23 protein-coding genes are annotated in these 24850 nt (G+C 69.6%); 12 read left to right on the top strand and 11 right to left on the bottom strand.

All coding sequences use genetic code 11. The features are described from left to right. Window position 1 precedes the first annotated feature (1 nt). Window positions 2-1264: a Zn-dependent hydrolase gene (locus I6I07_RS10645; protein WP_198486603.1), complete on the top strand. Its 1263-nt coding sequence runs from the start codon at window positions 2-4 to the stop codon at window positions 1262-1264. On the opposite strand, the gene I6I07_RS10640 is transcribed toward I6I07_RS10645, so the two are convergent. Next, window positions 1261-1665, bottom strand: a complete 405-nt coding sequence (locus I6I07_RS10640; RefSeq protein WP_232626033.1) for a hypothetical protein — start codon at window positions 1663-1665, stop codon at window positions 1261-1263. The genes I6I07_RS10645 and I6I07_RS10640 overlap by 4 nt on opposite strands. A 66-nt stretch (window positions 1666-1731) precedes the next feature. Between I6I07_RS10640 and I6I07_RS10635 the strand changes: the two genes are divergently transcribed. From I6I07_RS10635 to I6I07_RS10620, 3 genes are all read left to right on the top strand, one after another. After that, complete coding sequence (locus I6I07_RS10635) at window positions 1732-2571, top strand: alpha/beta hydrolase (protein ID WP_198486602.1); 840 nt, start codon at window positions 1732-1734, stop codon at window positions 2569-2571. 483 nt (window positions 2572-3054) lie between these two features. Continuing rightward, window positions 3055-3693, top strand: a complete 639-nt coding sequence (locus I6I07_RS10625) for an alginate lyase family protein (protein ID WP_232626032.1) — start codon at window positions 3055-3057, stop codon at window positions 3691-3693. Window positions 3694-3765: 72 nt separating this feature from the next. Continuing rightward, window positions 3766-3984 carry a hypothetical protein gene (locus I6I07_RS10620; protein WP_198487735.1) on the top strand — a complete coding sequence of 73 codons (219 nt, stop codon included), beginning with the start codon at window positions 3766-3768 and terminating at the stop codon, window positions 3982-3984. Here the strand turns inward: I6I07_RS10620 and I6I07_RS10615 are convergent. From I6I07_RS10615 to ykgO, 4 genes are read right to left on the bottom strand one after another with little or no spacing between them, the layout of a single operon-like run. Beyond that, the gene (locus I6I07_RS10615; protein ID WP_198486600.1) at window positions 3963-4211 is read right to left on the bottom strand and encodes a hypothetical protein; all 249 of its coding nucleotides are present in this window, start codon (window positions 4209-4211) and stop codon (window positions 3963-3965) included. The genes I6I07_RS10620 and I6I07_RS10615 overlap by 22 nt on opposite strands. A gap of 18 nt (window positions 4212-4229) precedes the next feature. Continuing rightward, the gene (locus tag I6I07_RS10610) at window positions 4230-5882 is read right to left on the bottom strand and encodes a nucleoside recognition domain-containing protein (RefSeq protein WP_198486599.1); all 1653 of its coding nucleotides are present in this window, start codon (window positions 5880-5882) and stop codon (window positions 4230-4232) included. An 18-nt stretch (window positions 5883-5900) separates the two neighbouring features. Further along, on the bottom strand, window positions 5901-7016 hold the full coding sequence (locus tag I6I07_RS10605; RefSeq protein ID WP_232626031.1) for an NAD(P)/FAD-dependent oxidoreductase: 1116 nt from the start codon (window positions 7014-7016) through the stop codon (window positions 5901-5903). A gap of 21 nt (window positions 7017-7037) precedes the next feature. Further along, entirely contained in the window at window positions 7038-7178 is a 141-nt protein-coding gene (gene ykgO, locus I6I07_RS10600; protein ID WP_025138121.1) for a type B 50S ribosomal protein L36, read from the bottom strand. 207 nt (window positions 7179-7385) lie between these two features. On the opposite strand from ykgO, the gene I6I07_RS10595 reads away from it, so the two are divergent. The 4 genes from I6I07_RS10595 (at window position 7386) to I6I07_RS10580 (ending at window position 13983) form a co-directional block, all read left to right on the top strand. Further along, complete coding sequence (locus I6I07_RS10595; RefSeq protein ID WP_054429081.1) at window positions 7386-8096, top strand: GntR family transcriptional regulator; 711 nt, start codon at window positions 7386-7388, stop codon at window positions 8094-8096. Next, window positions 8093-10711 carry a Fe/S-dependent 2-methylisocitrate dehydratase AcnD gene (gene acnD, locus I6I07_RS10590; RefSeq protein WP_198486598.1) on the top strand — a complete coding sequence of 873 codons (2619 nt, stop codon included), beginning with the start codon at window positions 8093-8095 and terminating at the stop codon, window positions 10709-10711. The genes I6I07_RS10595 and acnD overlap by 4 nt, the downstream gene beginning before the upstream one ends. Window positions 10712-10774: 63 nt before the next feature. Then, window positions 10775-11959 carry a 2-methylaconitate cis-trans isomerase PrpF gene (gene prpF / locus I6I07_RS10585; RefSeq protein ID WP_198486597.1) on the top strand — a complete coding sequence of 395 codons (1185 nt, stop codon included), beginning with the start codon at window positions 10775-10777 and terminating at the stop codon, window positions 11957-11959. A gap of 71 nt (window positions 11960-12030) precedes the next feature. Then, entirely contained in the window at window positions 12031-13983 is a 1953-nt protein-coding gene (locus I6I07_RS10580; RefSeq protein ID WP_198486596.1) for a hypothetical protein, read from the top strand. Between the two features lie 59 nt (window positions 13984-14042). Here the strand turns inward: I6I07_RS10580 and I6I07_RS10575 are convergent, their stop codons facing one another. After that, window positions 14043-15590, bottom strand: coding sequence for an argininosuccinate lyase (locus tag I6I07_RS10575; protein ID WP_198486595.1), 1548 nt, complete (start codon window positions 15588-15590; stop codon window positions 14043-14045). A gap of 193 nt (window positions 15591-15783) precedes the next feature. Between I6I07_RS10575 and I6I07_RS10570 the strand changes: the two genes are divergently transcribed. After that, entirely contained in the window at window positions 15784-16440 is a 657-nt protein-coding gene (locus I6I07_RS10570; RefSeq protein ID WP_198486594.1) for a response regulator transcription factor, read from the top strand. A 9-nt stretch (window positions 16441-16449) separates the two neighbouring features. On the opposite strand, the gene I6I07_RS10565 is transcribed toward I6I07_RS10570, so the two are convergent. Further along, a complete protein-coding gene (locus I6I07_RS10565) occupies window positions 16450-18168 on the bottom strand; it encodes a hybrid sensor histidine kinase/response regulator (protein ID WP_198486593.1) in 1719 nt (572 codons plus the stop codon). 211 nt (window positions 18169-18379) lie between these two features. Between I6I07_RS10565 and I6I07_RS10560 the strand changes: the two genes are divergently transcribed. Next, window positions 18380-18778, top strand: coding sequence for a hypothetical protein (locus I6I07_RS10560; protein ID WP_198486592.1), 399 nt, complete (start codon window positions 18380-18382; stop codon window positions 18776-18778). 9 nt (window positions 18779-18787) lie between these two features. On the opposite strand, the gene I6I07_RS10555 is transcribed toward I6I07_RS10560, so the two are convergent. Further along, a complete protein-coding gene (locus I6I07_RS10555) occupies window positions 18788-20071 on the bottom strand; it encodes an ATP-binding protein (protein WP_420094571.1) in 1284 nt (427 codons plus the stop codon). Between the two features lie 339 nt (window positions 20072-20410). Here I6I07_RS10555 and I6I07_RS10550 point away from each other — a divergent pair, with 339 nt between their 5' ends. Continuing rightward, window positions 20411-20953 (top strand): SMI1/KNR4 family protein, encoded by a 543-nt coding sequence (locus I6I07_RS10550; protein ID WP_198486590.1) that lies wholly within the window; start codon window positions 20411-20413, stop codon window positions 20951-20953. Window positions 20954-20968: 15 nt separating this feature from the next. Here the strand turns inward: I6I07_RS10550 and I6I07_RS10545 are convergent, their stop codons facing one another. The 3 genes from I6I07_RS10545 to I6I07_RS10535 are packed head-to-tail and all read right to left on the bottom strand — an operon-like array spanning window position 20969 to window position 23928. Beyond that, window positions 20969-21745, bottom strand: a complete 777-nt coding sequence (locus tag I6I07_RS10545) for an SDR family oxidoreductase (RefSeq protein WP_198486589.1) — start codon at window positions 21743-21745, stop codon at window positions 20969-20971. A 34-nt stretch (window positions 21746-21779) separates the two neighbouring features. Continuing rightward, on the bottom strand, window positions 21780-22694 hold the full coding sequence (locus I6I07_RS10540) for a 3-keto-5-aminohexanoate cleavage protein (RefSeq protein ID WP_061073209.1): 915 nt from the start codon (window positions 22692-22694) through the stop codon (window positions 21780-21782). Window positions 22695-22704: 10 nt separating this feature from the next. Then, on the bottom strand, window positions 22705-23928 hold the full coding sequence (locus I6I07_RS10535) for an ABC transporter substrate-binding protein (RefSeq protein ID WP_116521108.1): 1224 nt from the start codon (window positions 23926-23928) through the stop codon (window positions 22705-22707). A 138-nt stretch (window positions 23929-24066) separates the two neighbouring features. Between I6I07_RS10535 and I6I07_RS10530 the strand changes: the two genes are divergently transcribed. Next, a complete protein-coding gene (locus tag I6I07_RS10530; RefSeq protein WP_232626030.1) occupies window positions 24067-24843 on the top strand; it encodes a Crp/Fnr family transcriptional regulator in 777 nt (258 codons plus the stop codon). Window positions 24844-24850: the final 7 nt, after the last annotated feature.

Below are 24850 nucleotides of genomic sequence, written 5' to 3'. Positions count from 1 at the left end.
CATGGCCATGTCCTTTCCTCCGTTGAACGCCGAACGCCTCTGGGCCCGCGTCGAGACCCTGTCGCGCTACACCCTGCCCGACCAGCCCTGGACTCGGCGCGCGTTCTCGCCGCTGTTCCTGGAGGCGCGCGAGTGGCTGCGCGGTGAATTCGAGGCCGCGGGTTTGACCACGCGCCTGGACGCCGGCGGCAACCTGGTCGGCGCCCGCGCCGGCCGCAACGCGCAACGCAAACCCATCGCCACCGGCTCGCATTGCGACACCGTCATGAGCGGCGGCCGTTTCGACGGCATCATCGGCGTGCTGGCCGGCATCGAGGTCGCCCACACGATGCGGGAACACGGCATCGAACTGGAACACCCGTTCGAGGTCATCGACTTCCTGTCGGAAGAGCCCAGCGACTACGGCATCTCCTGCGTCGGCAGCCGGGCCTTGAGCGGCCAACTCAGCGCCGACATGCTGGCCGCCCGCAACGCCGACGGCGAGACGCTGGCGCAAGGCATCGCCCGCATCGGCGGCGACCCCGCCGCGCTGGCCCGGCCCTTGCGCGGACCGGACGGCACCGCCGCCTTCGTCGAACTGCACATCGAGCAAGGTCCGGTGCTGGAGAGCCGCCAGCTGCCCATCGGCGTGGTCACCAACATCGTCGGCATCCGCCGCGTGCTGATCACGGTCGAAGGCCAGCCCGACCACGCCGGCACCACGCCCATGGACATCCGCCGCGACGCCCTGGTCGGCGCGGCCCGCATCATCGACGCCGCCAGCCGCCAGGCCAGCGCCGCCAGCGGCAATCCGCACTACGTGGTCGCCACCGTCGGCAAGCTCGCCATGACGCCCAACGCCGCCAACGCCGTGCCCGGCCGCGTCGAGCTGACGCTGGAAATGCGCAGCGACAGCAACGCGGTGCTGGACGCCTTCCCCGAGACGCTGATGGCCGGCGTGGCCGCCGACCTGAAGGCGCTGCGCCTGAGCGCCGGCTTCGTGCCACTGAGCCGGGCCCAGCCCACGGACTGCACGCCGCTGGTAATGGACGCGGTGCAAGCCGCCGCCGACCAGCTCGGCTACGCCAACATGCGCCTGCCCAGCGGCGCCGGCCACGACGCCGTCTACATGGCGCCCACCGGCCCCATCGGCATGATCTTCATCCCCTGCCTGAACGGGCGCAGCCACTGCCCCGAGGAATGGATCGAGCCGGCGCAGCTGCTGGACGGCACCCGCGTGCTGTACCAGACCGTGCTGGAACTGGATCGCAGGCTGCGCGGCTAGCGCCGCGATCCGGCCACCCCGCGCAAGGCGCCGCGCACCGCCGCGGCAGCCAGCGCCAGCGGCAACGCGATATCCCACTGGCCCAGGAACAGTTCGAAGGTCGCCTCCCAGCGCGCCCAGGTGTTGCCGAACACCTGGGGGTCCGGCGGCCCGAGGTAGATCGCGAGCAATGCGGCCACGGCGACGAGCCCGGCGCGCCCAAGCGCCGGAAGCCGGCCGCGTGACAATCGCTCCGCCAGCGCCAGGGCCGCCGTCGCGACCAACCCGGCGACCACCGCGTCCAGGAAGAAATCGGCGCGTTCGTACAGATAGGGCGCATCGGGAATTTCCAGCCCATAGCTGCCCGTGCGCAGCTTGGCGGTCAGGCAGGCGCCGAACAGCGACGCCGTGGCGAAGAACAACAGGAAATCGCACGGGCGCGGCCGCCGGGCTACATTACCCGGCATCCCGACCACCACGCCGCCGCCATGTCCGCCCTCCGCCTGTTCTGCCTGCTTGCGCTGCTCTGCCTGCCGCCTGGCCTGGCGTCGGCCGCCACGCTCACGGATCAGCGTTATGGGGCGGACGCCGCGCAACTGGCCGACGTCTACCTGCCCGCCACGCCCGCCGCGCCGCTTGCCCCCATCCTGGTGCTGGTGCACGGCGGTTCCTGGCTCCATGGCGACAAGGCCGAGCCCGTGTTCATCCAGGACAAGGCGGCGCGCTGGCTGCCGCTGGGCTTCGTGGTCGTCTCGGTCAATACCCGCCTGCTGCCCGAGGCGCCGCCGCGGGCCCAGGCCGAAGACCTGGGGCTGGCCGTGGCCTGGGTCCAGCGCCAGGCCGCCGGCTGGCGCGCCGATCCCGGCCGCATCCTGCTGATGGGGCATTCCTCCGGCGGCCACCTGCTCGCCCTGCTGGCCGCCGACGCCGCCATGCGCCAGCGCGCCGGCGTGACGCCGTGGCTGGCCAGCATCATCCTGGACGGCACGCCCTTCGACCTGCCGCGCATCATGGCCGCGGAACACGCCGGCTTCTACGACAAGGCGTTCGGCAGCGATCCGGCGCAATGGCGCGCCGCCTCGCCCGCCGCGCAACTGAGCGGCGCCAATCCGCCCACGCTGCTGGTCTGTTCATCGTTGCGGCCGCAGTCGTGCCAGCGTTCGCGCGACTATGCGCAGCGGTTGATCGAACACGGCGGCCAGGCGCAGGTGCTGCCGGTCGCGCGCAACCACGGCCAGATCAACGCCGAGGTCGGCGGCGACAATGACGAAACCCGGGCCATCCTCGGCTTCATCGACGCGCAGTTGCGGCGCCGGGCCGGCGACTAGGAAGACCCGTCACGCCATGACCCGCTTCACCCTGCAACGACTGCGCATCGGCGCCTGGCTGGCCCTGGGCGACGGCGCGCTGCTGGCCGCCGGCGCGGCGCTGTGCGCGGGCGACCAAGCACTGGCCGAGGACTACCGCCGCCAGGCCGACGCCCTGCAGCAATCCCCCGCGCGCGCGGACGCGGCGGACGGCTACGATCCGCACGATCTGTCGCCCGCCGAGCTCGGCAAGCTGGCCGACACGCTCGACCCGTTGCTGCGCATCGCCACCGGCGCCTGGTTGCTGCGCCCCGCCGCCGGCGGCCGCTATCAGCTGCTGGTGCTGGCGCGCGACGCCGCCCTGCTGCGCCTCATCGGCCGCCTCACCGGCGAACCCAGCTACCTGCGGCGCGACTGCGAACAACTGCTGGGCCGGCTGCTGCCGCGCCTGCGCCTGGACGTGCAGGCCGACATCATGGCCGCCGGCGATCCCCGGCTGGCGTGGTGTGTCGAGCAGGCGCGCGTGCGCCGCCCGGTCCGCGCGACCTCGAAGGCACCGGCTACTACACCGACGCCGCCCACTCGAAGATCGACCCAGCGCTGCAGGCCCGCAACCAGGCCCAGACCCGGCCGCTGAACGACTACGCCCGCCGCGTCGCCGACCTGTCCGATGCCTACCTGGCGCATGGCGACGCCGCCGCCGGCCAATGCGCGCTGACGTGGCTGGCCGCCTGGGCCAAGGACGGCGCCATGCTCGGCCGCATGATCCACGGCAACAACGACCAGGCCGACTACCTGCGCGAATGGACCCACGGCGCGGCGGCCATGGCGTATCTCAAGATCCTGCCGCTGGCCACGCCGGCGCAGCGCGGCCTCATCGCTCCCTGGCTCGAACAACTGTCGCGCGCCAACCTCGCCTACTGGGACGACCCCAGGCACAAACGCAACAATCACTATTACTGGACCGGCGTCGGCATCATGGCGACCGCCCTCGCCACCCGCGACGCCGGCCTGCTGCGCACCGCGCAGGCGATCTACCGCAAGGGCATCGACGACATCCAGGCCGCCGGGCCGTTCAACGAACCGCGCCTGGGCGGCGACCTGACGCTGATGGCGACCCACGGCATCCTGCCCCGCTCCTGACGCCGCCGCACCGCCCGGACGGCCCACGCATCGCGCCGATGCCGAAGTACCGCGCCAGGCGTAAACTGGATCATGTCGAATATGCTGTATGCGACCGCCGAGGGGCAGTCGCCGGAGATCACCATGCAAGCCACCACCACTCGCACACTCGCCCTGCTGGCCGCCCTGCTGATACTGGGCGGCTGTTCCTCACTGGGTCCGGGCGGCCCGCCGCATCCGGGCGCGGTCAACCCCTACAGCAGCGGCGGCTTCCGCGACGCCGGCCCGAACTATCCGGACACCGGCCCCTGAACGCCCTGGCCGGCGGCCGACGCGGCCGCCGGATCGTTCGCCAGCTTGAACCAGCGCTGCACGCGCTGCCAATGCGCGTCGCCGTAGAGCCGGCGAAAGCGCAACGTCTCCTCCGATTGCGGGTCCGCCATCGCCGCGAGGCGCTGGGCGATGAAGGCCGGGGTCAATGCGAGGCCGCAGTCGACCGTGATGCAGCGATGCCACTGCGCGTACGTTTCAGGGATCATTTCCGTTTCTCCGGGCAATCAGGTCAATGCCTGCGCGAGCAACCAGGCCGAGACCAGCGAGGTCACGGCCTGGCGCCCGGCCAGGCCCCAGGCGTGGCGCGCGCCCAATTCGCGCCCGACCGTCCATAGCGTCACCAGGCAGGCCGAACAGGTCGACGCCAGCCACACCAGCACGAACATCTGCGCCGCATCCAGGCGGGCCAGCAGCGTGCCCTGGCCCTGGTTCAACGCCAGCAGGCCGTCCTTGCGCAGGATCGAGAACACCACGCCCGCCGCGGCGTCCGCCGGCAGGCCCAGCGCGGCCATCGGCGCGCGCAACAGCGACGCCAGCGCCTGCAACGCGCCCAGCCCGTCCAGCAGCGACGCGACCGCGCAGATCAACAGGAACACCGGCATCGCCTGCTTCAGGAACTGCGCCACCACCGCGCGCAGGCGCCATGCCACGCCGCGCCACGACGGCCATTGCAAATAGGCCCGGCCCGGCAGCGGCGCGGCGGTCTCGGCCGGCAACGCGCCATGCCACAGGCGCGTGTGCGCCGCCCCCACCAGGAACAGCAGCAACAGATAGGGCGCGAACAGCCCCATCCGCCCGGCCGCGCCGAACACCGACAGCGTCGCGCCGATCTGGTAGCTGCAGGCCGAGCCGAACGCGATCAGGCTGACGCAGGCGCGCCGCGTGCAGGCCGAGCACGCCCGGCTCTGGAACGTCGCCACCACGTTGCAGCCGAAGCCCGACAGCACCGGCACCAGGTCGCGCCCGCTCAGGCCGATGTGCCTGAGCGCGGGATCGAGCGCCGCGGTCATGCGGTCCTTCAGGCCGCTTTCCTCGGTCAGCGCCATCGCCAGGCCGATCAGCGCCACCACCGGAAAGGCCCAGATGAACGAATACAGCCCCAGGCTGACGAGGCCGTAGCCGCCCACCAGCAGGGTCTGCAATGCGAGCGGCGCGCCGGCCAGGGCGCGCGTCAAGGGTTCGACGAGCGCCGCGTCCGCCAGCGGTTGCAACCAGCCCGACAGGCCGTAGGCCAGGTACACCGGCAGCGCGAAACTCGACAGCAACGCCAGCAGCGCCCACCAGGGGCCCAATCCGGCGTGCTCGAACGGCGTGCGCTGCGGCCGACGCGCGAGCGACGCGTGCCACAGCACGGGCTTGGCCGGTAGCGCGGGCAAGGCCACCGCGCCGGCCAGGGCATGGCGCACCGCCGCCAATTCCCGCGGCGCCGGCGCGCGCGCATTGATGATGGCCACCGGCACGCCCAGCGCCGCGCCGCAGCGCGCCGCCAGCGCCGGCGCGTCATCGCACTTGTCCGCGAAGGTCAACACCACGCAGATCCGGTGCGCGCCATGCAGCGCGGCCAGCACCTCGCGCATCAGGTCGGGCGCATCGGTGGCGCGCATCACCACCGCCACCACGGCGGCCGGCGCCATCCGCGCCAGGGCCAGCCGGGTGGCGGCGCTGTCGCCGCGCAGGCGCACGCCGGGCGTATCCACCACGCGCATCGCGGCGCCATCGAGCGCGGCTTCGCGGCAGGCCACGGTGGACCCGGCCACGTTGCTCTCGTCGCCGACCGCCTGGCCCGTCAGGCCGCGGAACAACGCCGACTTGCCCGCATTCTCCAGGCCCGCCAGCACCACCACGGCCTCGGCCGATTCAATGGCGTCCGGCCGCATCGCGTCCACCCGCCGCCGTCAGCATTCGCAGGCCTCGTCGCAGCAATCGGCGTTGCCGAATGGGCCCCAGGCGCCGGCGGCCCGCTCGGCCTCCAGCGGCGGCAGGCCCAGGTGCTGCGCGACCATGCGCGCCACGCTGTCGAAGCGTTGGCGGAATTTGTAGATGAAGCAATAGATGCGTCGGTCCTGACGCACCTGCGGCCCGGCCAGGAACAGGCCCGGCATCAGGGTCGATTCATCGTGCGCGCTCAGCACCGGCCTGCCGTCGGGCGTCCAGTCGAAGCACGGGCGGATCAATTGCGCGCCGCCGCCGCGCAGGAAGCCGGTGCCCAGGATCGGCGCGTTCGCGGTGGCGAAGACCCGCCCGTCTTCTGCGTGCACGCTGAACCCCGCCGCCAGCCGGCGCACTTCCAGCACATTGACGCCGAAGGCGATCTCCAGCCGGCCGCTGTCCAGCGCCTGGTAGAGCCGCTGGCGGCTGTAGGGCGACAGCGACAGGCTGGGGTCGTGCGCACTGGCGGGGTCCCAGGTCGATTTGCGCGCCAGCAGCTGCACCCGCGCGCCGCGCGCCACCAGGTTCACCGCCGCGTCCACGCCGCTCTCATAGCCGCCGATCACCAGGTATTCACCCGCCTCGAAGGCCGACCAGCTATCGACCTGCGCGTAATGCAGGCAGTCGGCCGCGCCGACGAACGGCCGCAGATCGGGGTACTGGTATTCGCCCGTGGCCCAGATCACCGCCCGCGCCAGCGCGGCGCCCCTGGAGGTCTGCAGCTGGAATTCGCCGCGCGCGCCGCGCGTCAGCGCCGAGACCTCGCAGTCCAGCGCCAGCGGCAGGTCATGCGCCTGCGCCACCCGCGCCAGGTATTGCGCGTAACGCGGGCCGTCCAGGTGCTCCATGCCGGCCGTCAGCGCCGGCGAGCTGGTCTCGGTCACGGCGTTCAGGTCGGCCAGGCCGAACGGATTGCTGTAGAACGACGGCGTGATGAAACGCGTCTCCTGCGGCCAGGACAGGAACGAGGCCCCCACCTGATGCCGGTCGATCACCGCCAGCCGGTTCACGCCATGGCGGCGCAGCGCCACGGCCATGCCGATGCCGGCCGGCCCGGCGCCGACCACGGCGACTTCAAGCACTTTCGGTTCCACGGCGCGCGCCTATTTGTTCTTGGCCCCGCCCTGGCGCGCCTTGAAGCGCGGATTGGATTTGCAGATCACATAGATGCGCCCGCGGCGCTTGACCACCTGGCAGTCCCGGTGGCGGGTCTTGGCGTCTTTAAGGGAGGAAAGGACTTTCATGCGGGACTCCGGCAAGGATCGAAAGAAAAACCGACCCGCGCGGCGCGGGCCGACGTAAATGATATGTAATAACATTACATTTGTCACGCGAAGCCCGCCAACAGTGCTTGCACCAAGATCAGACGGAAGGTAAATTGTTGACAATCAATCGCCTCATGGCGATTTAGAACGGGTTTTCACCCTGAAAATCCCTTGATTGTTGACACAATGAGCAAAGTGCTGACGCTTCCCGGCGCCGCGTCGGGCGATAGCGAGACCCTGGCGGAACACATCTTCCGCAAGATCCAGTCCGCCATCGTCAAAGGCGAGATCGCCCCCGGCAGCAAGATTTCCGAACCCGAACTGGCGCGCATCCACGGCGTCAGCCGCGGCCCGCTGCGCGAGGCCCTGCACCGGCTCGAAGGCCAGAAGCTGCTGGTGCGCGTGCCGCACGCCGGCGCCCGCGTGGTCTCGCTCAGCCCGCAGGAACTGGCCGAACTCTACGAAATCCGCGAATCGCTCGAAGGCATGGCCTGCCGCCTGGCGGCCGAGCGCATGGCGCCGGCCGAAGTCGAGCAGGTGCGCCAGGTGCTGCACGCCCACGAAAAGGACGAGGCCTTCCAGGCCGGCACCGGCTATTACCAGCAGGAGGGCGACTACGATTTCCACTACCGCATCGTCAAGGGCAGCGGCAACCAGATGCTGTTCCGCATGCTGTGCGACGAGCTCTACCAGCTGGCGCGGATGTACCGTATCCAGTACTCGACCACTCCCAACCGCCCGCGGCAGTCGTATGCCGAGCATCACCGCATTCTCGACGCCATCGCCGACCGCGATGGCGAGCTGGCTGAACTCCTGATGCGCCGCCACATCCGCGCATCCCGTCTCAACATTGAAAAACAGATCGCTCAGGGCAACCTGAAGCGCACCGAGGCATGAACAAATCCTATCGCAAGCCCCTGCAAGGCACCCGCCTGGACTATTTCGACGCGCGCGCCGCCGTGGACGCCATCGCCCCCGGCGCCTACGACCGCCTGCCCTATACCTCGCGCGTGCACGCCGAGAACCTGGTGCGCCGTTGCGATCCGGCGATGCTGGCCGACGCGCTCAAGCAGCTGATCGAACGCCGCCGCGACCTGGACTTCCCGTGGTATCCGGCCCGCGTGGTCTGTCATGACATCCTCGGCCAGACCGCGCTGGTCGACCTGGCGGGCCTGCGCGACGCCATCGCCGAGAAGGGCGGCGACCCCGCCAAGGTCAACCCGGTGGTGCCGGTGCAGCTGATCGTCGACCACTCGCTGGCCGTGGAATACGGCGGCAACGACCCCGACGCCTTCGCCAAGAACCGCGCGGTGGAAGACCGCCGCAACGAAGACCGCTTCCACTTCATCGACTGGACCAAGCAGGCCTTCCGCAATATCGAAGTGGTGCCCCCGGGCAACGGCATCATGCACCAGATCAACCTGGAGCGGATGTCGCCGGTGATCTACACGCAGGACGGCGTGGCCTTCCCCGACACGCTGGTGGGCACCGACAGCCACACCCCGCACGTCGACGCGCTGGGCGTGATCGCCATCGGCGTGGGTGGCCTGGAAGCCGAGAACGTGATGCTGGGCCGCGCCTCGTGGATGCGCCTGCCCGACATCGTCGGCGTCGAACTGACCGGCCGCGCCGGCCCCGGCATCACCGCCACCGACGTGGTGCTGACGCTGACCGAATTCCTGCGCAAGGAAAAAGTGGTCGGCGCCTACCTGGAGTTCTACGGCGAAGGCGCCGCCAGCCTGACGCTGGGCGACCGCGCCACCATCTCGAACATGGCGCCGGAGTACGGCGCCACCGCCGCGATGTTCTCGATCGACCAGCAGACCATCGACTACCTGCGCCTGACCGGCCGCGAGGACGAGCAGATCGCGCTGGTGGAAACCTACGCCAAGACCGCCGGCCTGTGGTCGGACAGCCTCAAGACCGCCGAATACGAGCGCGTGCTGCGCTTTGACCTGTCGACCGTGGTGCGCACCCTGGCCGGTCCGTCCAACCCGCACCGCCGCCTGCCGGTGGCCGACCTGGCCGAACGCGGCATCGCCGGCACGGTCGAGAACCAGCCGGGCCTGATGCCCGACGGCGCCGTCATCATCGCCGCCATCACCAGCTGCACCAACACCAGCAACCCGCGCAACGTCATCGCCGCCGGCCTGCTGGCGCGCAACGCCAACCGCGCCGGCCTGGCGCGCAAGCCGTGGGTCAAGAGCTCGCTGGCGCCCGGCTCCAAGGCCGTGGCCTTGTACCTGGACGAGGCCGGCCTGACCGAAGACCTGGAAAAGCTCGGCTTCGGCGTCGTCGCCTTCGCCTGTACCACGTGCAACGGCATGTCGGGCGCGCTCGACCCGGTGATCCAGCAGGAGATCATCGACCGCGACCTGTACGCCACCGCCGTGCTGTCGGGCAACCGCAACTTCGACGGCCGCATCCATCCCTACGCCAAGCAGGCCTTCCTGGCCTCGCCGCCGCTGGTGGTGGCCTACGCCATCGCCGGCACCATCCGCTTCGACATCGAGCGCGACGTGCTGGGCACGGGTGCCGATGGTCGCGAGATCCGCCTGAAGGACATCTGGCCCAGCGACGAAGAGATCGACGCCATGGTCAAGGCGGCCGTCAAGCCGGAACAGTTCCGCAAGGTCTATGCGCCCATGTTCGGCCTGCGCAACGAGCGCGACGCCACGGTCGACCCGCTGTACGCCTGGCGCCCGCAGAGCACCTACATCCGCCGCCCGCCGTACTGGGAAGGCGCCCTGGCCGGCGCGCGCACGCTGCGCGGCATGCTGCCGCTGGCCGTGCTGGGCGACAACATCACCACCGACCACCTGTCGCCGTCCAACGCCATCCTGATGGACAGCGCCGCCGGTGAATACCTGCACAAGATGGGCCTGCCGGAAGAGGACTTCAACTCCTACGCCACCCACCGCGGCGACCACCTGACCGCGCAACGCGCCACCTTCGCCAATCCCAAGCTGTTCAACGAGATGGTCAAGGACGCCGACGGCAACGTGAAGCAGGGCTCGCTGGCCCGCGTGGAACCGGAAGGCCGCGAAATGCGCATGTGGGAAGCCATCGAGACCTACATGGACCGCAAGCAGCCGCTGATCATCGTGGCCGGCGCCGACTACGGCCAGGGCTCGTCGCGCGACTGGGCCGCCAAGGGCGTGCGCCTGGCCGGCGTCGAGGCCATCGCCGCCGAAGGCTTCGAACGCATCCACCGCACCAACCTGATCGGCATGGGCGTGCTGCCGCTGGAATTCAAGCCGGGCGTGAACCGCAAGACGCTGGGCCTGGACGGCACCGAGAGCTACGACGTGGCGGGCGAGCGCAAGCCGCGCGCCGACCTGACGCTGGTGGTCCACCGCCGCGACGGCGAGACGCTGCAAGTGCCGATGACCTGTCGCCTCGACACCGCCGAAGAAGTGTCGATCTACGAGGCCGGCGGCGTGCTGCAACGCTTCGCGCAGGACTTCCTGGAAGCCGAATCGGCCGCCGGTTCGGCCAAGAAGGCCGGCTGACATCCACCGCATGGCGGGCGCCGCGGCGCCCGCCCTCTCTCCCCAAGACATCAGGACTGCCCCATGGCCCATGCCCCCCAGATCAAGATTCCCGCCACCTACATGCGCGGCGGCACCAGCAAAGGCGTGTTCTTCAAGCTCGACGACCTGCCCGAATCCGCCCGCGCGCCGGGCCCGGCGCGCGATGCGCTGCTGATGCGCGTCATCGGCAGCCCGGATCCCTACGGCAAACAGATCGACGGCATGGGCGCGGCCACCTCCAGCACCAGCAAGACCGTCATCATCGGCAAGAGCAGCCGGCCGGAACATGACGTCGACTACCTGTTCGGCCAGGTCTCGATCGACCAGGCCTTCGTCGACTGGAGCGGCAACTGCGGCAACCTGTCGGCCGCCGTCGGTCCCTTCGCCATCAGCAACGGCCTGGTCGACCCGGCCCGCGTGCCGCGCAACGGCATCGCCGTGGTGCGCATCTGGCAGGCCAACATCCAGAAGACCATCATCGCCCACGTGCCCATCACCGACGGCGCGGTGCAGGAGACCGGCGACTTCGAGCTGGACGGCGTAACCTTCCCGGCCGCCGAACTGCAGCTGGAATTCATGAACCCGGCCGAGGAAGGCGACGGCGGCTCGATGTTCCCCACCGGCAACCTGGTGGACGACCTGGAAGTGCCCGGCATAGGCACCTTCAAGGCCACCATGATCAACTCCGGCATCCCCACCATCTTCCTGGACGCGCAAGCCCTGGGCTACAGCGGCACCGAACTGCAGGACGACATCAACGGCGACGCCGCCGCGCTGGCCCGCTTCGAGACCATCCGCGCCCACGGCGCGCTGCGCATGGGCCTGATCCAGAAACTGGAAGACGCGGCCGCGCGCCAGCACACGCCCAAGGTCGCCTTCGTGGCCAGCCCCAAGGCCTACACCTCGTCCAGCGGCAAGCAGATCGGCGCCGGCGACATCGACGTGCTGGTGCGCGCCCTGTCCATGGGCAAGCTGCACCACGCCATGATGGGCACCGCCTCGGTCGCCATCGCCACCGCCGCGGCCGTGCCCGGCACGCTGGTCAACCTGGCCGCCGGCGGCGGACAGCGCGACCAGGTCAACTTCGGCCATCCGTCGGGCACGCTGCGCGTCGGCGCGCAGGCCCAGTTGGTCGACGGCGAATGGACGGTCACCAAAGCCATCATGAGCCGCAGCGCGCGCGTGCTGATGGAAGGCTGCGTGCACATTCCGCCCACCGGGTTCTGACGCCCCGGCCATCGGCGGGCGCGGGCTGCGGTATCCTCTGCCGCAGCCCGCGCCCGCCGACGGAACCGTCCATGGCACAACCTGGCGCCTCGCGCGCGCTACGCCGATTCAAGCGCGTCCTGGCCAGCGCGGCGCTGCTGCTTTGCGCCAGCGCGGGCGCGGCCCCGATCCTGATGCAGCCCCTGCCCGGCACCACCTACACGCAGGGCCGCTACTACCTGATTCCGCAACCGTACGCGACGGTCAAGGCCGACCTGGAACAAGGCCTGGCCGGCAAGGACCTGGGCGGCTTCCAGGGCCGTGACGACAGCGGACCGCTGTCGTCCATGGAGTTCTACTGGCCCGAGATCGGCGCCCGCCATCTGCCCGCGCTGAAACAGGCGCTGGACCAGCAGGCCAGCGATGCCGCCGACCCGGTCCTGGCCAAGGCGCTGGCGGGCGGCGTCATCACCCGCGACGAGCAGGACGCGTTCCGCGCCGCCATCGCCCGCCAGCCCGACCATTCCCCCGAAAACATCAAGGCGTTGCCGTTCTTCTCGGCGCCGGTGGCGCGCTGGTCGTTCCAGCGCGAACGCGGCAAATCCAGTCGCACCCAGGCCGACTATGGCACCGTCATGGATCTCTCTGGCCTGACCGGCCGCGACGCGCTGACACTGGTCTGGTACGGCGGCACCGCCACCACCGTCACGCGCCGTTTCCGCCTGACCCGTTGCATGGTCGGCGTGACCTGCTTTCCCGACCCGCACATCGAATACAACAGCGACAGCGTCGAGCACGCCGACGCCGCCCTCGCCCGCTACCTGGACGGCCTGGCGCAACGCCTGCGGGCCCTGCCGGAAAACGACGCCGACCACCTGATGCAGGCCTATTTCGACGCCTACGCGCGCGGCCGCGCGACGGCCCCGAACGCGCCCGCCCCCGCCGCGGCCTCGCTGCCCGAAACGGCCGTGTCCGGCATCCGCCTGCCGGCCGACGAATCCGACCTGCGGCGCTACGACAACGATGGCTGGCGCCTGCTGGCGCTGCCCGACGGCAGCCTGCTGGCTTCCGGCACGGCCACCCAGCGTTTCGTGCCGCGCATGGCCGCCGCGGACGCCGCCGCGCGGCCCGGCGACAAGGCGGTGACCGCCATCGAGCGCGAAGCCACCGCGGGCTTCGGCCTGGCGCATGCCCTCAAGATCGGCGCCGACGGCCAGGTCTGGGCACTGGGTTTTCGCGACGACGGCAGCCGCACCCTGCTGGCCTGGCGCCCGGGCCAGCGCGGCGCCGTGTCCCACGCCCTGAGCCCGCGGCTGCCCGAGCGGCAGATCGACGACTGGACCCTGCCTGCCGCCGGCGGCGTGGCGCTGCGCCTGGGCGACATGCTGTACGCCATGACGCCGCAGGGACGCTGGCGCGAACAACACTGGGATGCCTCGCTGCGGCGCGACGCCAGCGACACGCTGGAACAGGCGCTGCCGTGGGTGCCGAGCGATGCCATCGCTTTCGGCGACGGCCTGTTCTGGGCCGCCGACCGCGACGGCTACGGCATCGACCCCGCCACCGCGCGGGTGGCCGCCAGCATCCGGACCGCGACGCCCAAGCTGGTCTTCGGCAGCCGGCGCGGCGACTGGGCCGTGGCCATCGCGGAAACGCCCGAGGGCCGGCGCCTGCGCGCCATCGACCTGCGCACGGGCAATGCCCGCTTCGACCTGGAGACCCCGGCCGTCTACTACACCTCGGCCGCCGCGCGCAGCGCCCATGGCCGCCTGCTGGCCCTGAGCGGCGCCGACAACACGGTGGTGGTGGTGGACATGGCGCAAGGCCGGTTGCTGGCCAACCTGCGCGCGCCCAAGGAATACAGCGTCAGCGCGCTGGCATTCTCGTGGGCGGGCGACCGGCTGTGGATCTACGCCCGGCCGGTCGGCAACAACGACGTGGCGCAGCTGATCGCGTGGGATGCCCCGGACGATGCGGTCGACCCCGCGCAGGGACGCGACCTGCCCGACCAGATCCGTTGCGGCTACTCGATGGCCTGCCGCTGAAGTGAGCCAGCGCGGCGCGGCCATCGCTTGATGTCCCGCGCCACGCTGGCTGAACTCGCTTACTGGCCCTTGTCCTTCGGCGCGCTGGCCACCAGCGCGTCGAACGCCTTGTCCAGGCTGGCCAGCGAATCGGCGATGTGGGCGCGGCGATCCTTGATCCACTTGTCCTGCGCGGCCAGCTGCTCGCGCGCTTGCTTGATCATGCGCTCCATTTCCGCCGGCTGCGGACCGCCGCTGGTGGCGCGGTTCTTGACGATCGCCACCGGGTCCAGCGTCGAGCGGAACTCGGCCTCGCTCATCGGCAGCTCGTTCGGGTACTTCGAGCCCTTCATGGCCTCGGCGTAGATGCGGCGCGCCTGGTCATACGGGAAGTCCAGCGGCTTGATGTTGTTGGTCTTGGCGTAGCTCACGACCTCGGAGGCGAAGTGGTGGCCGTCGCGGAACGGCAGCTTGTACTTGCGCATCAGCACGTCGGCCAGTTCCTGGGACGCGGTCCAGTCGCTGTTCAGTTCCTCCAGCGCGCGGTCCGGGCTGATCACCATGGCCTTGAGCACGCGGTCCCAGCGCTTGAGCGCGGAGATGCCGGCATCGACCATCGCCGAGTTCTGCTTGACGTCCTTCGGGTCGCTCATGCCCGGGGTGATATTGTGCGTCTGGATCACCGGCCCCATGGCCAGCGTCACCGCGGTCGAGGCGTCGCTGCGCGTGTCGTTGAGCAGGCCCGGATTGCGCTTCTGCGGCATGGCGCTGGACACGTAGGTGTTGCCGCCGCCCTCTTCCAGCAGGATCCAGGGCCGCGATTGCGCGTACTGCGTCATCACATCTTCGACGAAGCTGCCGGTGCGCAGCGCGATGCTGGTGACGATCGACGCCACTTCCACCGGCTGGTCCATCGACGAGATCTGCGAGGCGTCATAGGCGTTGTCCACCAGCGCGGTGAATCCCAGGTACTGCGCCATGCGCTTGCGGTCCAGCGGCCAGCTGGTGCCGTTCAACACCGTCGTGCCCATGGGCGAACGGTCGATGCGCGCGTAGGCTTCGCGGATGCGCTGGGCATCGCGTTCCAGGCCGGCCGCCTGGCCCAGCAGATAGTGGCCATAGCTGTTGGGCTGGGCCGCCACGCCGTTGGTGTAGTTGGGCACGATGGTGCCGGCGTGCTTGGCCGCCAGCTCCACCAGCGTCCGCGACGTGGCGTTCAACTGGTCCGCCAGATCCAGCAGCTTGTCGCGCAGGATGGCGCTGCGGTAGGTGGCGTGCATGTCCTGGCTGGAACGGCCGGCGTGCAGCAGCGTCACGTCCTCGCCCGCGGCCTTGATCAGCAGCGGCTCGAAGGTGATGACGCTGGCCGGACGCTTGGCGCCGGGCTGGTTGCCGTCGTTGATCACCTTCGCCACGCCCGCGGCCAGCCGGGGCGCCATGGACTTGTCCAGCAGCCCTTCGTCGGTGTTGATCACCGCCGTCGCCTTGTTGATCTCCCCGAGCCAGAAAAACGGATCGCGCACCGGCTTGGCGGCGGCGCTGGCGGCGGGCGCCTGCTGCGCCGACGCGGCGTGGGCGCCGAGGGAAAGGACTAGGGCTGCGCCCAGGGCGGGCAGGAAATGTCTCATGGCGTTCTCGTTATGAGGGGGAAAGGAAACCCCCGTATGAAACACCATTTTTGCTCGTCTTGCGCATGAAAATGCAATTTACGAAAACGTAACAGTTATCGACCAGGGGTCCTTGGGATGCGCCGAAACCCCGGCGCTGCGCATAACATGCGGAAAAAATTCCAGCGGGCACAGGCAGGAGGGGCCCAGCGCCATGACAGATGCAACCGTTTCACCCGAACGATTCCTGGTGTCCGACGACCACCCCACGTTCCGCATGGGCATGTGCGAGATCATCCGGCGCATCGCCCCGGCCGCCGCGGTGGGCGAGGCCGGTCGCCTCGACGAAGTCTTCGCGCTGATCCAGCGCGACGGCCCGCCGGACACGCTGATACTGGACCTGCTGTTCCCGGAAAGCAGCAACCTCGACTGGATCTCGGATCTGCGGCGGCTGTGCCCGCGCAGTTCGCTGATCGTGGTCTCGGTCATCAACGACACGCAGAAGATCGACGCGGTCATGGCCGCCGGCGCGGACGGCTTCATCGGCAAATCGGTATCGCCCGCGGAGATCGGCGAGGCCATCCTGGCGGTGCGGGCGGGCGATCTGGTGGTCAAGTACAACCGGCCGAACCTGTCCGGCGACACCGACCTGGCCGACGCCATCGCTAGCCTCACGCAGCGGCAGCACGACGTGCTGGCGATGCTGGTCGAAGGCCTGACCAACAAGGAGATCGCGCGGATCCTGCATATCTCGCCGTTCACGGTCCGCATCCATGTGTCGGCCGTGCTGCGCGCGCTGAACGTGCCGTCGCGCGCGGCGGCGGCGGCGTTGGGCGCCCAGGCGGCCGTCACGCGCGGCGGGCCGGCCTGACGCGCCCCCTCAGGACCGTAGTGTCATCGTGGCGGCGGGCGACCCCGCGGCGGGCGTCCCCGCGGCGGGCATCCCGGCATCGGGCGTCCCGGCATCGGGCGTCCCGGCTGCGGGCGTTCCCGCGCCCAGCGCCAGCGTCGTCAGCAACGACCGCAGTTCCGCCGCGCGGATCGGCTTGGCCAGCACCGGCAGCGCCGGATCGGCCACCGCTTCGCGGATCGCCTTGGTGTCGTGCCCGGTCAGCAACAGCGCCGGCACCGGCCGCCCCAGCCGCTGCCGGACCCGCGCGATGCACTCCGCGCCCGTCACCTCGGCATTCAGATCGTAGTCGCTGATGATCACATTGCAGTCGGCCGGCGCCGCCGGCAACGAGACTTCCCTGGCGACCACGCAACCCCAGCGCTCCAGCAGCATGGCCGTCGCCATCAGCACGTTGGCGTCGTCCTCGATCAGCAGCACCCGCAATCCGTTCAGCACGCTCGCCTGCGCCGCCGTGCGCCGCGCCCCTTCGGGCGGCGCGCGCTCCAGCAGTTCGAATCCCTCGACCGTGACCGTGGTGCCGCGCCCGAGCCGCGAACGCAGGCTCACGCGCAGTCCCAGCAGGCCGCACAGCCGCTTGACGATCGACAGGCCCAGCCCCAGCCCTTCGATATCCCTGTCGCGCGGCCGCCGCACCCGGTAGAACTCGTCGAACACCATGCCCTGGTTCGCCTCCGGGATGCCGCGGCCACGGTCATGCACCTGCAGGGCCAGCGTGCGCCCGCGGCGGCGCGCCGCCACCAGGATGCCGCGCCCCTCGCCGTACTTGACGGCGTTGGACACCAGGTTCTGCACGATGGTGCCGAGCAGGTGCGGATCGGTCCGGACCAGGTGGGCGCCGGCGCGCACGCGGATCGGCGCATCGGCCCCCAGGCCCAGGCCGTCGCGGCTGTCGCGCACCACCGCGTCCAGCACATCGCCCACGCGCACCGCCTCGATCCTGGGCTCGAGCTTGCCGCTGTCCAGCGTGTAGCTGTCCAGGATCGAGCGGAACAGGTGCGAGACGCTGTGCAGCGAACGGTCGATGCTGTCGACCAGGTGGCGCTGGTGGCCGTTCAGGTTTTCATCGCGCAGGCAGTCCGCGAACAGCGCGATCGAATGGATGGGCTGGCGCAGGTCGTGGCTGGCCTGCGCCAGCAGCCGGGTCTTGGCCTGCGTCGCCTCGCGCTCGCGGGCATGCGACCTTTCGTTGCTGCGCAGCAGGAAGTGCGTGTAGGCCGGCACGATGAGCGTCGTCAGGAACAGCATCACCGTGACGTAGGGCTGCTCGCGCCAGTACGGCGTCAGGCTGGCGACCACCACCAGGTCCAGCAGCGCCGCGGCAGTCGCCGCCACCAGATAGCGCGATCCGTAGCGCACGCCGTAGCCGATGGTCATCCACAGCACCACCGCGTAGACCGGCAACAGCGCCCGTCCGCCCAGGATCAGGTGAAAGCCCAGCGCCGCGTAATCGTTCAGCATGGCCAGCAGGCGCCGTGCCGGATAGTGCCCGGGCCAACGGATGACGGCCCAGCGCAGCAGCAGCGCCACGCCCAGGAACGCCACGCCATGGATCGCCATGATGGTGGCCAGCTCGGCGGGCAGCTGCCCGGCCCAGGCCAGGATCGGCGCGTAGACCGTCACCAGCAATGCGCTCAGCAGCCGCACGCCCGCCTGCGCCCGCTCGGTGTCCCTGACCTTCTCCGCCATACGTCCCCGGCTTTTCCGTTGCGCGCCGCGCGCGCCGTTTCCCAGCGGCATTGTCCGTCTTTTTGGCCCGCCGGCGCGCATTCCGCCCGCCGCGCCGCGGTGTACTAGTACACCGCGAGGGCCCGCGGATGATTGATCCCGCCCCCGCGCGCCACTTATCATTTTCGGGCGTCCCTTCCCGCGGCGCGCCAACAGAGAACAGAAAACGGAAATGCCAGGACAGGCCCTCAAACTCACCGCGGCAGCGATCCTCTCGATGAGCCTCTCGGGCTGCATCATGGAAGCCTACGACAGCCAGGCACGCAGCGATGCCAAATCGTGGATCGGCGAGCCGATCCAGAAGGTCGCCAAGCGCTTCGGCCAGCCCGACGCCGTCTCGTCGGGCGATGCCGGCAAGACGAAGTACGTGTGGAAGGAATACGAGAACTACAGCAACGACTACAACTACACCTACTACGAGCAGGGCCAGGGCATGACGCCCAACAGCACCGTCCTGACCGCCAAGACCGGCACGGGCAACCAGAGCGGGTACTACACCTGCATCTATGAGTTCTATGCCGACGCCTCGGGCACCGTGGTCGACGCCACCGCGCGCGGCGAATGCCGCTGACGCCCGACGCTATTCGGGCAGCCCCTGGTCGGCGGCCCAGCGCAGCACGAAGCGCGCCCCGCCCTCCGGACTGTCGGTCACGCTGATGCTGCCGCGGTGGCTCAGCGCCACCCGCTGCACGATCGCCAGCCCGAGGCCCGCGCCGCCGGTGCCGCGGTCGCGGCTTTCATCCAGGCGGATGAAGGGTTCGAAGATGCGCTCGCGGTCGGCCGCGGCGATCCCCGGCCCGTCATCGTCCACCACCAGCTCGAAACCGCCCTCGGCGCACTGCGTCAGCGCGATGTCGATGCGGCCGCGCGCATAGCGCACCGCGTTCTGCACCAGATTGAGCAAGGCCCGGCTCATGTAGCGCGGGTTCAGGCGCACGTGCGGCGGATGGTTCGGCGCCACCACGCAGCGCACGTTGCGCGCCTCGGCCAGGTGCGCCACCTGCGCCAGTGCTTCGCCCAGCCAGTCACGCGTATCCACCGTTTCGAGCTGCACGGTTTCCTCGGTGGGCCGCTCCAGGCGTGCGTACACCAGCAGTTCGGCCACCATGCTTTCCAGCTCCGAGATATCGGCGCGCATGTCGCGCAGGACGCGGCCGTGGCGGGCCGGCAGGCCGCCGCGGTCCAGCAGATCGACCTCGAACGACAGCCGCGCCAGCGGCGTGCGCAGTTCGTGCGACACGGCGTTGGTCAGGCTGCGCTGGTTCTCGACCAGCGCGGCGATCCGCTCGGCCATGGTGTTGAAGCTCTCGCCGACGTGACGGATGCCGGAAATGCGCGACAGGTGCACGCGCATGCTCAGCTCGCCCTGGCCCATCCGCAGCGCGGCGTTGCGCAGCGCGTCCATGTCGCGCCACATGGGCAGCGCCCACAGGGCCAGCAGGCTTATCGCCACCATGACCCCCAGGAACCCCCACACGCCCCAGGTCAGCAGCGTATCGACCAGGCCTTCGCCCGGCAGGCGCACTTCCAGCCATTGGGCCGGCTTGCCGGGCAGCGGCACCAGGTGGGTGCTGTACTCGTCCCGCATCACGAACCCCAGGATTTCCAGCTGCTCGCGCTCTTCCTGGTTCAGCCGCACCTCGTCCGGGCCCAGCAATTGCAGCCGCAGGCCGTAGTAGGGCCGGATCTGCTCGCGCAGCACCGCTTCGCGCTGCGCCGGCGCGACGTCGTCGAGCCGCTGGCGTAGTTCATGGACCTGGCCGCGCAGCGACTGGAAGGCGACGTTCTCCACCACCGGCCGGAACAGCGTGCCCAGGCCTTTGTCCACGAGCTGGTAGGCCACCCCGAGACTGATCAGAACCACGACGAAAACGCGAACGAGAAATTTGAGCATCGATGGCCTTCGGGCCGCGCGCCGACGGTTCGACGCGGCGGGCGCGCCCGCGTGGCGGTGCAGGCGGGGTAGCGGGAAACAGCGGGGGGCAAGGTGGCGCGGCGGCCGCACGGCCGGGCCCGCGTCTATTGGCGGGCGCGCCCCCGGGATGATAGGGAACAAGCCCGCCCGCGTTCCGCCGCCTTTTGTGTGGGATTTGTGAAAAAAAGTGAAACAGGCAGGACGGGCGCGGCAGGGTATGCTGACCAGGCGTTGCGTTGTCCGCCGCCCGCGCGGCGTCCCCGCCCTCTCGAAAGGACTGGAATCCCCATGGACCCGCTAGACAAGCTGCTGCGTTCCGGCAAGATCCTGAAGACGTTCGATGGCGCCTCGGAAGGCGCGATCCAGGCCTACGAAGACGCCTGGCACACCCGGTTCTCGGCCGCCTACCGCGCTTTCCTCAAGCGCAGCAACGGCCTGTTGTTCGGCTTCGAATTCGCCGAGGCCCACCGCGCCGGCGTCTCGCCCGCGCTGGCGGACATGAACACCTTCTTCGGCATCGGCAACGGCGACCCGGATTTCGACCTGGCGTTGCTGACGCCGCACATGGGCTTCCACAACCCGGCCTTCCTGCCGTTCGCGCCGGTGCTGGGCCTGGGCGGCGATTTCTGTACCTACGTCGAGATCAACCAGGGCCGACATGCGGGCCGCATCATTTACACCGACGGCGAGCTGTACCCGGGGTATGCCGATCTCGAGATCACGGATCAGCCGGTGGACGCGCTGGTCGACGGCTTCATCGAGGACGGCTGGTTCATGCCGGTGGCTCCGTCCTTCGAGGCCCTGATCGCGAGCTACGCGAAGATGGCGTAGGGTTCGGGCACGCCCTCACCCCAGGTATTCGACGTTGCCGCACACCGAGATGCTCTGGCCGCTAACCATCGCGCCCTCGTCCGAGCACAGGAACGCCACCTGATTGGCGATGTCCTCGGGCTGGGTCATCTTGCGCAGCGACACCTTTTCCACCAGCTGCGCGCGCATGGCGTCGTTGCTGACGCCGCCCGCCGCCGCGCGCGCGGCGATGATGCGTTCGACCCGGTCGCCCGCCACCACGCCCGGCAGCACCGAGTTGACGCGGATGCCGGACGGCCCCAGCTCCATCGCCCAGGTCTGCGTCAGCCCGGCCAGCCCGAACTTGCTGGCGCTGTAGGGGCTGCGCAGCGAGAAGCCCAGGCGGCCCGCGACCGACGAGATATTGACGATGGCGCCGCCGCCGGCCTCGCGCAGCAGCGGCACCGCGCTGCGCGCGCACAGGAACGTGCCCGTCAGGTTGACGTCGAGCGTGGCCCGCCACGCCGCCAGGTCCGTGTCCTCGAGCCGGCTGGTGGGGCCCGAGACGCCGGCGTTGTTCACCAGCGCATCGAGCCGGCCCCAGCGCGTGGCCAGGTCCGCGAACATGGCCAGCACCTGGGCCTCATCGGACACGTCCGTGACGCTGCCGCTCAAGCCCGGATGCGCCTGCACGGCCGCCTGCACCGCCTCCGCGGCCACATCGCAGATATGCACCTGCGCGCCCGACGCCAGGAACTTGCGCGCGATCGCCAGGCCGATGCCGCCCGCGCCGGCGGTGATCAGGACCCGCTTGCCTTTCAACGATTCGATCATCAGGCTTCACCCCTTGGAAAATGCCGCATCGGTCTCACAGCGCGAATGCCGGCCGCACGCCGCCGCGCAGCGGCAGCCCCAGGATCTCGCGCGCCTCGGCGGGCGTGGCCGGCTCCATGTCCATCTCGCGAATGATGCGCACGATGCGTTCGGTCAGCTGCACGTTGGTCGCCAGCTCGCCGTGACGGTAATACAGGTTGTCTTCCAGCCCCACCCGCGCGTGGCCGCCCAGCAGCAGCGCGCTGATGTTGGCCTCCAGCTGCGACGGCCCGATACCGCTGACGCAGAAGATGCTGTTCTTCGGCAGCAGGTCCACCATCATCTGCAGGTGGCGCGGCGAGAACGGCATGGCGTTCTGGAAGTTGCGGTGCACGTTCATCACCAGGTTGATGAAATGCGGTTCCTCGTCCAGTCCCTCGCCGATCAGCGTGGTGGCGTCCTGCAGGATGTGCGTCGGGCTGAACACCTCCCACTCCGGCTTGATGCCGCGCGCCTTCATGCCGGCCGCCATCTCGCGCGCGCGGCTCAGCGGCGTGTTCATCAGGTACTCGCGGTCGCCGAAGGCCAGGTTGAGCGTGGTGGCGTCCAGCGTGCACATCTCGGCGCCCGCCTCCATGCCCTTGAGCCGCTCTTCCCACAGGATCTCCCAGGTGCCCGGCGTGGTCTCCTTGACCATGTCGCCATGAACGCCGCCGCCCGTGGAGTTGTTCAGCACGATGTCGCAACGTTCGCGGATGCGCTGGTTCATGTCGCGGTAGATGGCCGCGTCGCAGGTGGCCTGGTCGTCGGGGCGGCGCGCGTGCAGCGCGACCACGCTGGCCCCGGCGTTGTAGCAGCGGTAGACGTCCTCGGCGATCTCGGCCGGCTGGGTCGGCAGGTGCGGATTCTGGCTCTTGAACGCCATGCCCCCGGTGGGGGCAATGGTCACGATCACTTTGCGTTTTGCCATGGCGGTTCTCTTATTTCCAAAGGGCGCAGCGGGTCTCGGCCTTGGTGGTGAAGGCCTCGTTGCCGTCGATGGTCTGCACCACCTTGAAGTAGTCCCAGGGCGCCTTCGATTCCTCGGGCGTCTTGACCTGCAGCAGGTACATGTCGTGCACCACGCGCCCGTCCGGACGCACCACGCCGTTCTTGATATAGACGTCGTTGAGCTTGTTCTCGCGCAGGTAGGCCAGCACCTTGTCGGCATCGTCCGTGCCGGTGGCCTTGACCGCGCGCAGGTACTGGATGGCCGCCGAGTAATCCGCCGCCTGCAGCGACGACGGCATGGCATTGCGGCGTTCGTAGAACTTCTGCGCCCAGGCCCGCGTCTCGTCCGATGCATTCCAGTACCAGCTGTCGGTCAGGTACATGCCCTTCGCCGTGTCCAGGCCCATGGCGTGGATATCGTTGATGAACATAATCATGCCGGCCAGCCGCATCGTCTTGGTCAGGCCGAACTCGTTGGCCGCCTTGATCGCGTTGGTCGCGTCCGCGCCGGCATTGGCCAGGGCCAGGATCTCGGCCTTGCTGGCCTGCGCCTGCAGCAGGAACGACGAGAAATCGCTGGTCGACAGCGGATGCTTGACCGACCCGACCACCTTGCCGCCGCCCGCCTCGACTACCTTGGTGGTGTCGGCCTGCAGCGCGTGGCCGAAGGCGTAGTCGGCCGTCAGGATGTACCAGCTCTTGCCGCCCGCCTTCACCACCGCCGCGCCGGTGCCGCGCGCCTGCGCCACGGTGTCGTAGGCGTAGTTCAGCGTGTACGGCGTGCATTGTTCGTTGGTCAGGGCCGGCGCGCCGGCGCCCACCACGATGATCGGCTTCTTCTTGTCGGCGGCCACCTTCGACATCGCCAGCGCCGTGCTGGAATTGGTGCCGCCGATCAGCATGTCCAGGCCGCGCTGGTCGAACCACTCGCGCGCCTTGGCCGAGGCGATGTCCGCCTTGTTCTGATGGTCCGCCGTCAACAGCTCGATCTTCTTGCCGTTGATCTCGCCGCCCATCTCCTCGATGGCCATCTTGATGGCCTCGGCGCCGCCTGGGCCGTCCGGCCCCGAATAGACCCCCGACATGTCGGTAATGAAGCCGATCCGGATCACATCGTCGGAAATCTGCGCCCGGGCCGCGCCCGCGTGCAGCAGCGCGCCGGCGATGGCGCCGGCCAGGACAGCGCGCGAAAACCTGCGTGGCATTGACAACATACCTGTCTCCTCTTATGGTTTTTTGGCTCTGGGGCCCCGAACATTCTCGGACTGCCCCCCAAAGCGAACAGTCATCATGTTGACAAAGCGCCCTAGGGTTTACCTGGGCGCGATCACCACGGCGAAACGGGGAAAACCATGCGAGCACCGGCGGGCGGCGTTGGCCACGAATCAGCCAGCCCCAGGCGGCGGCCCAAGCAGGATCCGGTGGACCGGATGCTGGGCGTCGTGCCCTGGTACAACGGCCTGCCGCGCCTGGAGCGCGAGGTGGTGCGCGCCGAACTGCGCGTGGTCACGTTGCAGGCGGGCGAACGCCTGTTCCGCGAAGGCTCGAAATCGCTGGGCTGGTATGGCGTGGTGGACGGTCTGGTGAAATGGTCGTCGCGCGGGTCGGACGGCCGGTCGCTGTCGCTGGCCGGCTTCAGCACCGGCAGCTGGTTCGGCGAGGCCACCATGATCCGCCGCGAGCCGTTCGAATACGAAGTGGTGGCGCTGCGCCCGAGCCAGGTCGCGATCCTGCCGCGCGACACCTGCGAACGCCTGTGGAACCACAACATCGAATTCACCAAGGCGCTGATGATGCACCTGGCGCAACGCGTGAACTGGCTGATGGCCTGCTACACCGGCAACGTGCTGCTCGACGTCGACACCACCGTGGCCCGGGCCGTCGCCGCGCAGTTGAACGCCGAGCAGCATTCCGGCACCAACGGCCGGCTCAAGATCTCGCAGGAGGAGATCGCCAGCCTGTGCGGCGTCTCGCGCCAGCGCTGCAACGCCGCGCTGACGCGGCTGGCGCGGGAGGGCGTATTGCAGACGCATTATGGCGGCATGACGATCCTGGACCGGGAAGGCTTGTACCGCCATGCGAAGCTGAACCGGGAACCGGCGGATCATCCGGCGGACATGCCGGCGTAGGACCGGG

Source organism: Achromobacter deleyi (genome assembly GCF_016127315.1).
Lineage (GTDB): Bacteria > Pseudomonadota > Gammaproteobacteria > Burkholderiales > Burkholderiaceae_B > Achromobacter > Achromobacter insuavis_A.
Note: the sequence above shows the minus strand (reverse complement) of the source record. Positions and strands in the feature narration are given on the sequence as shown.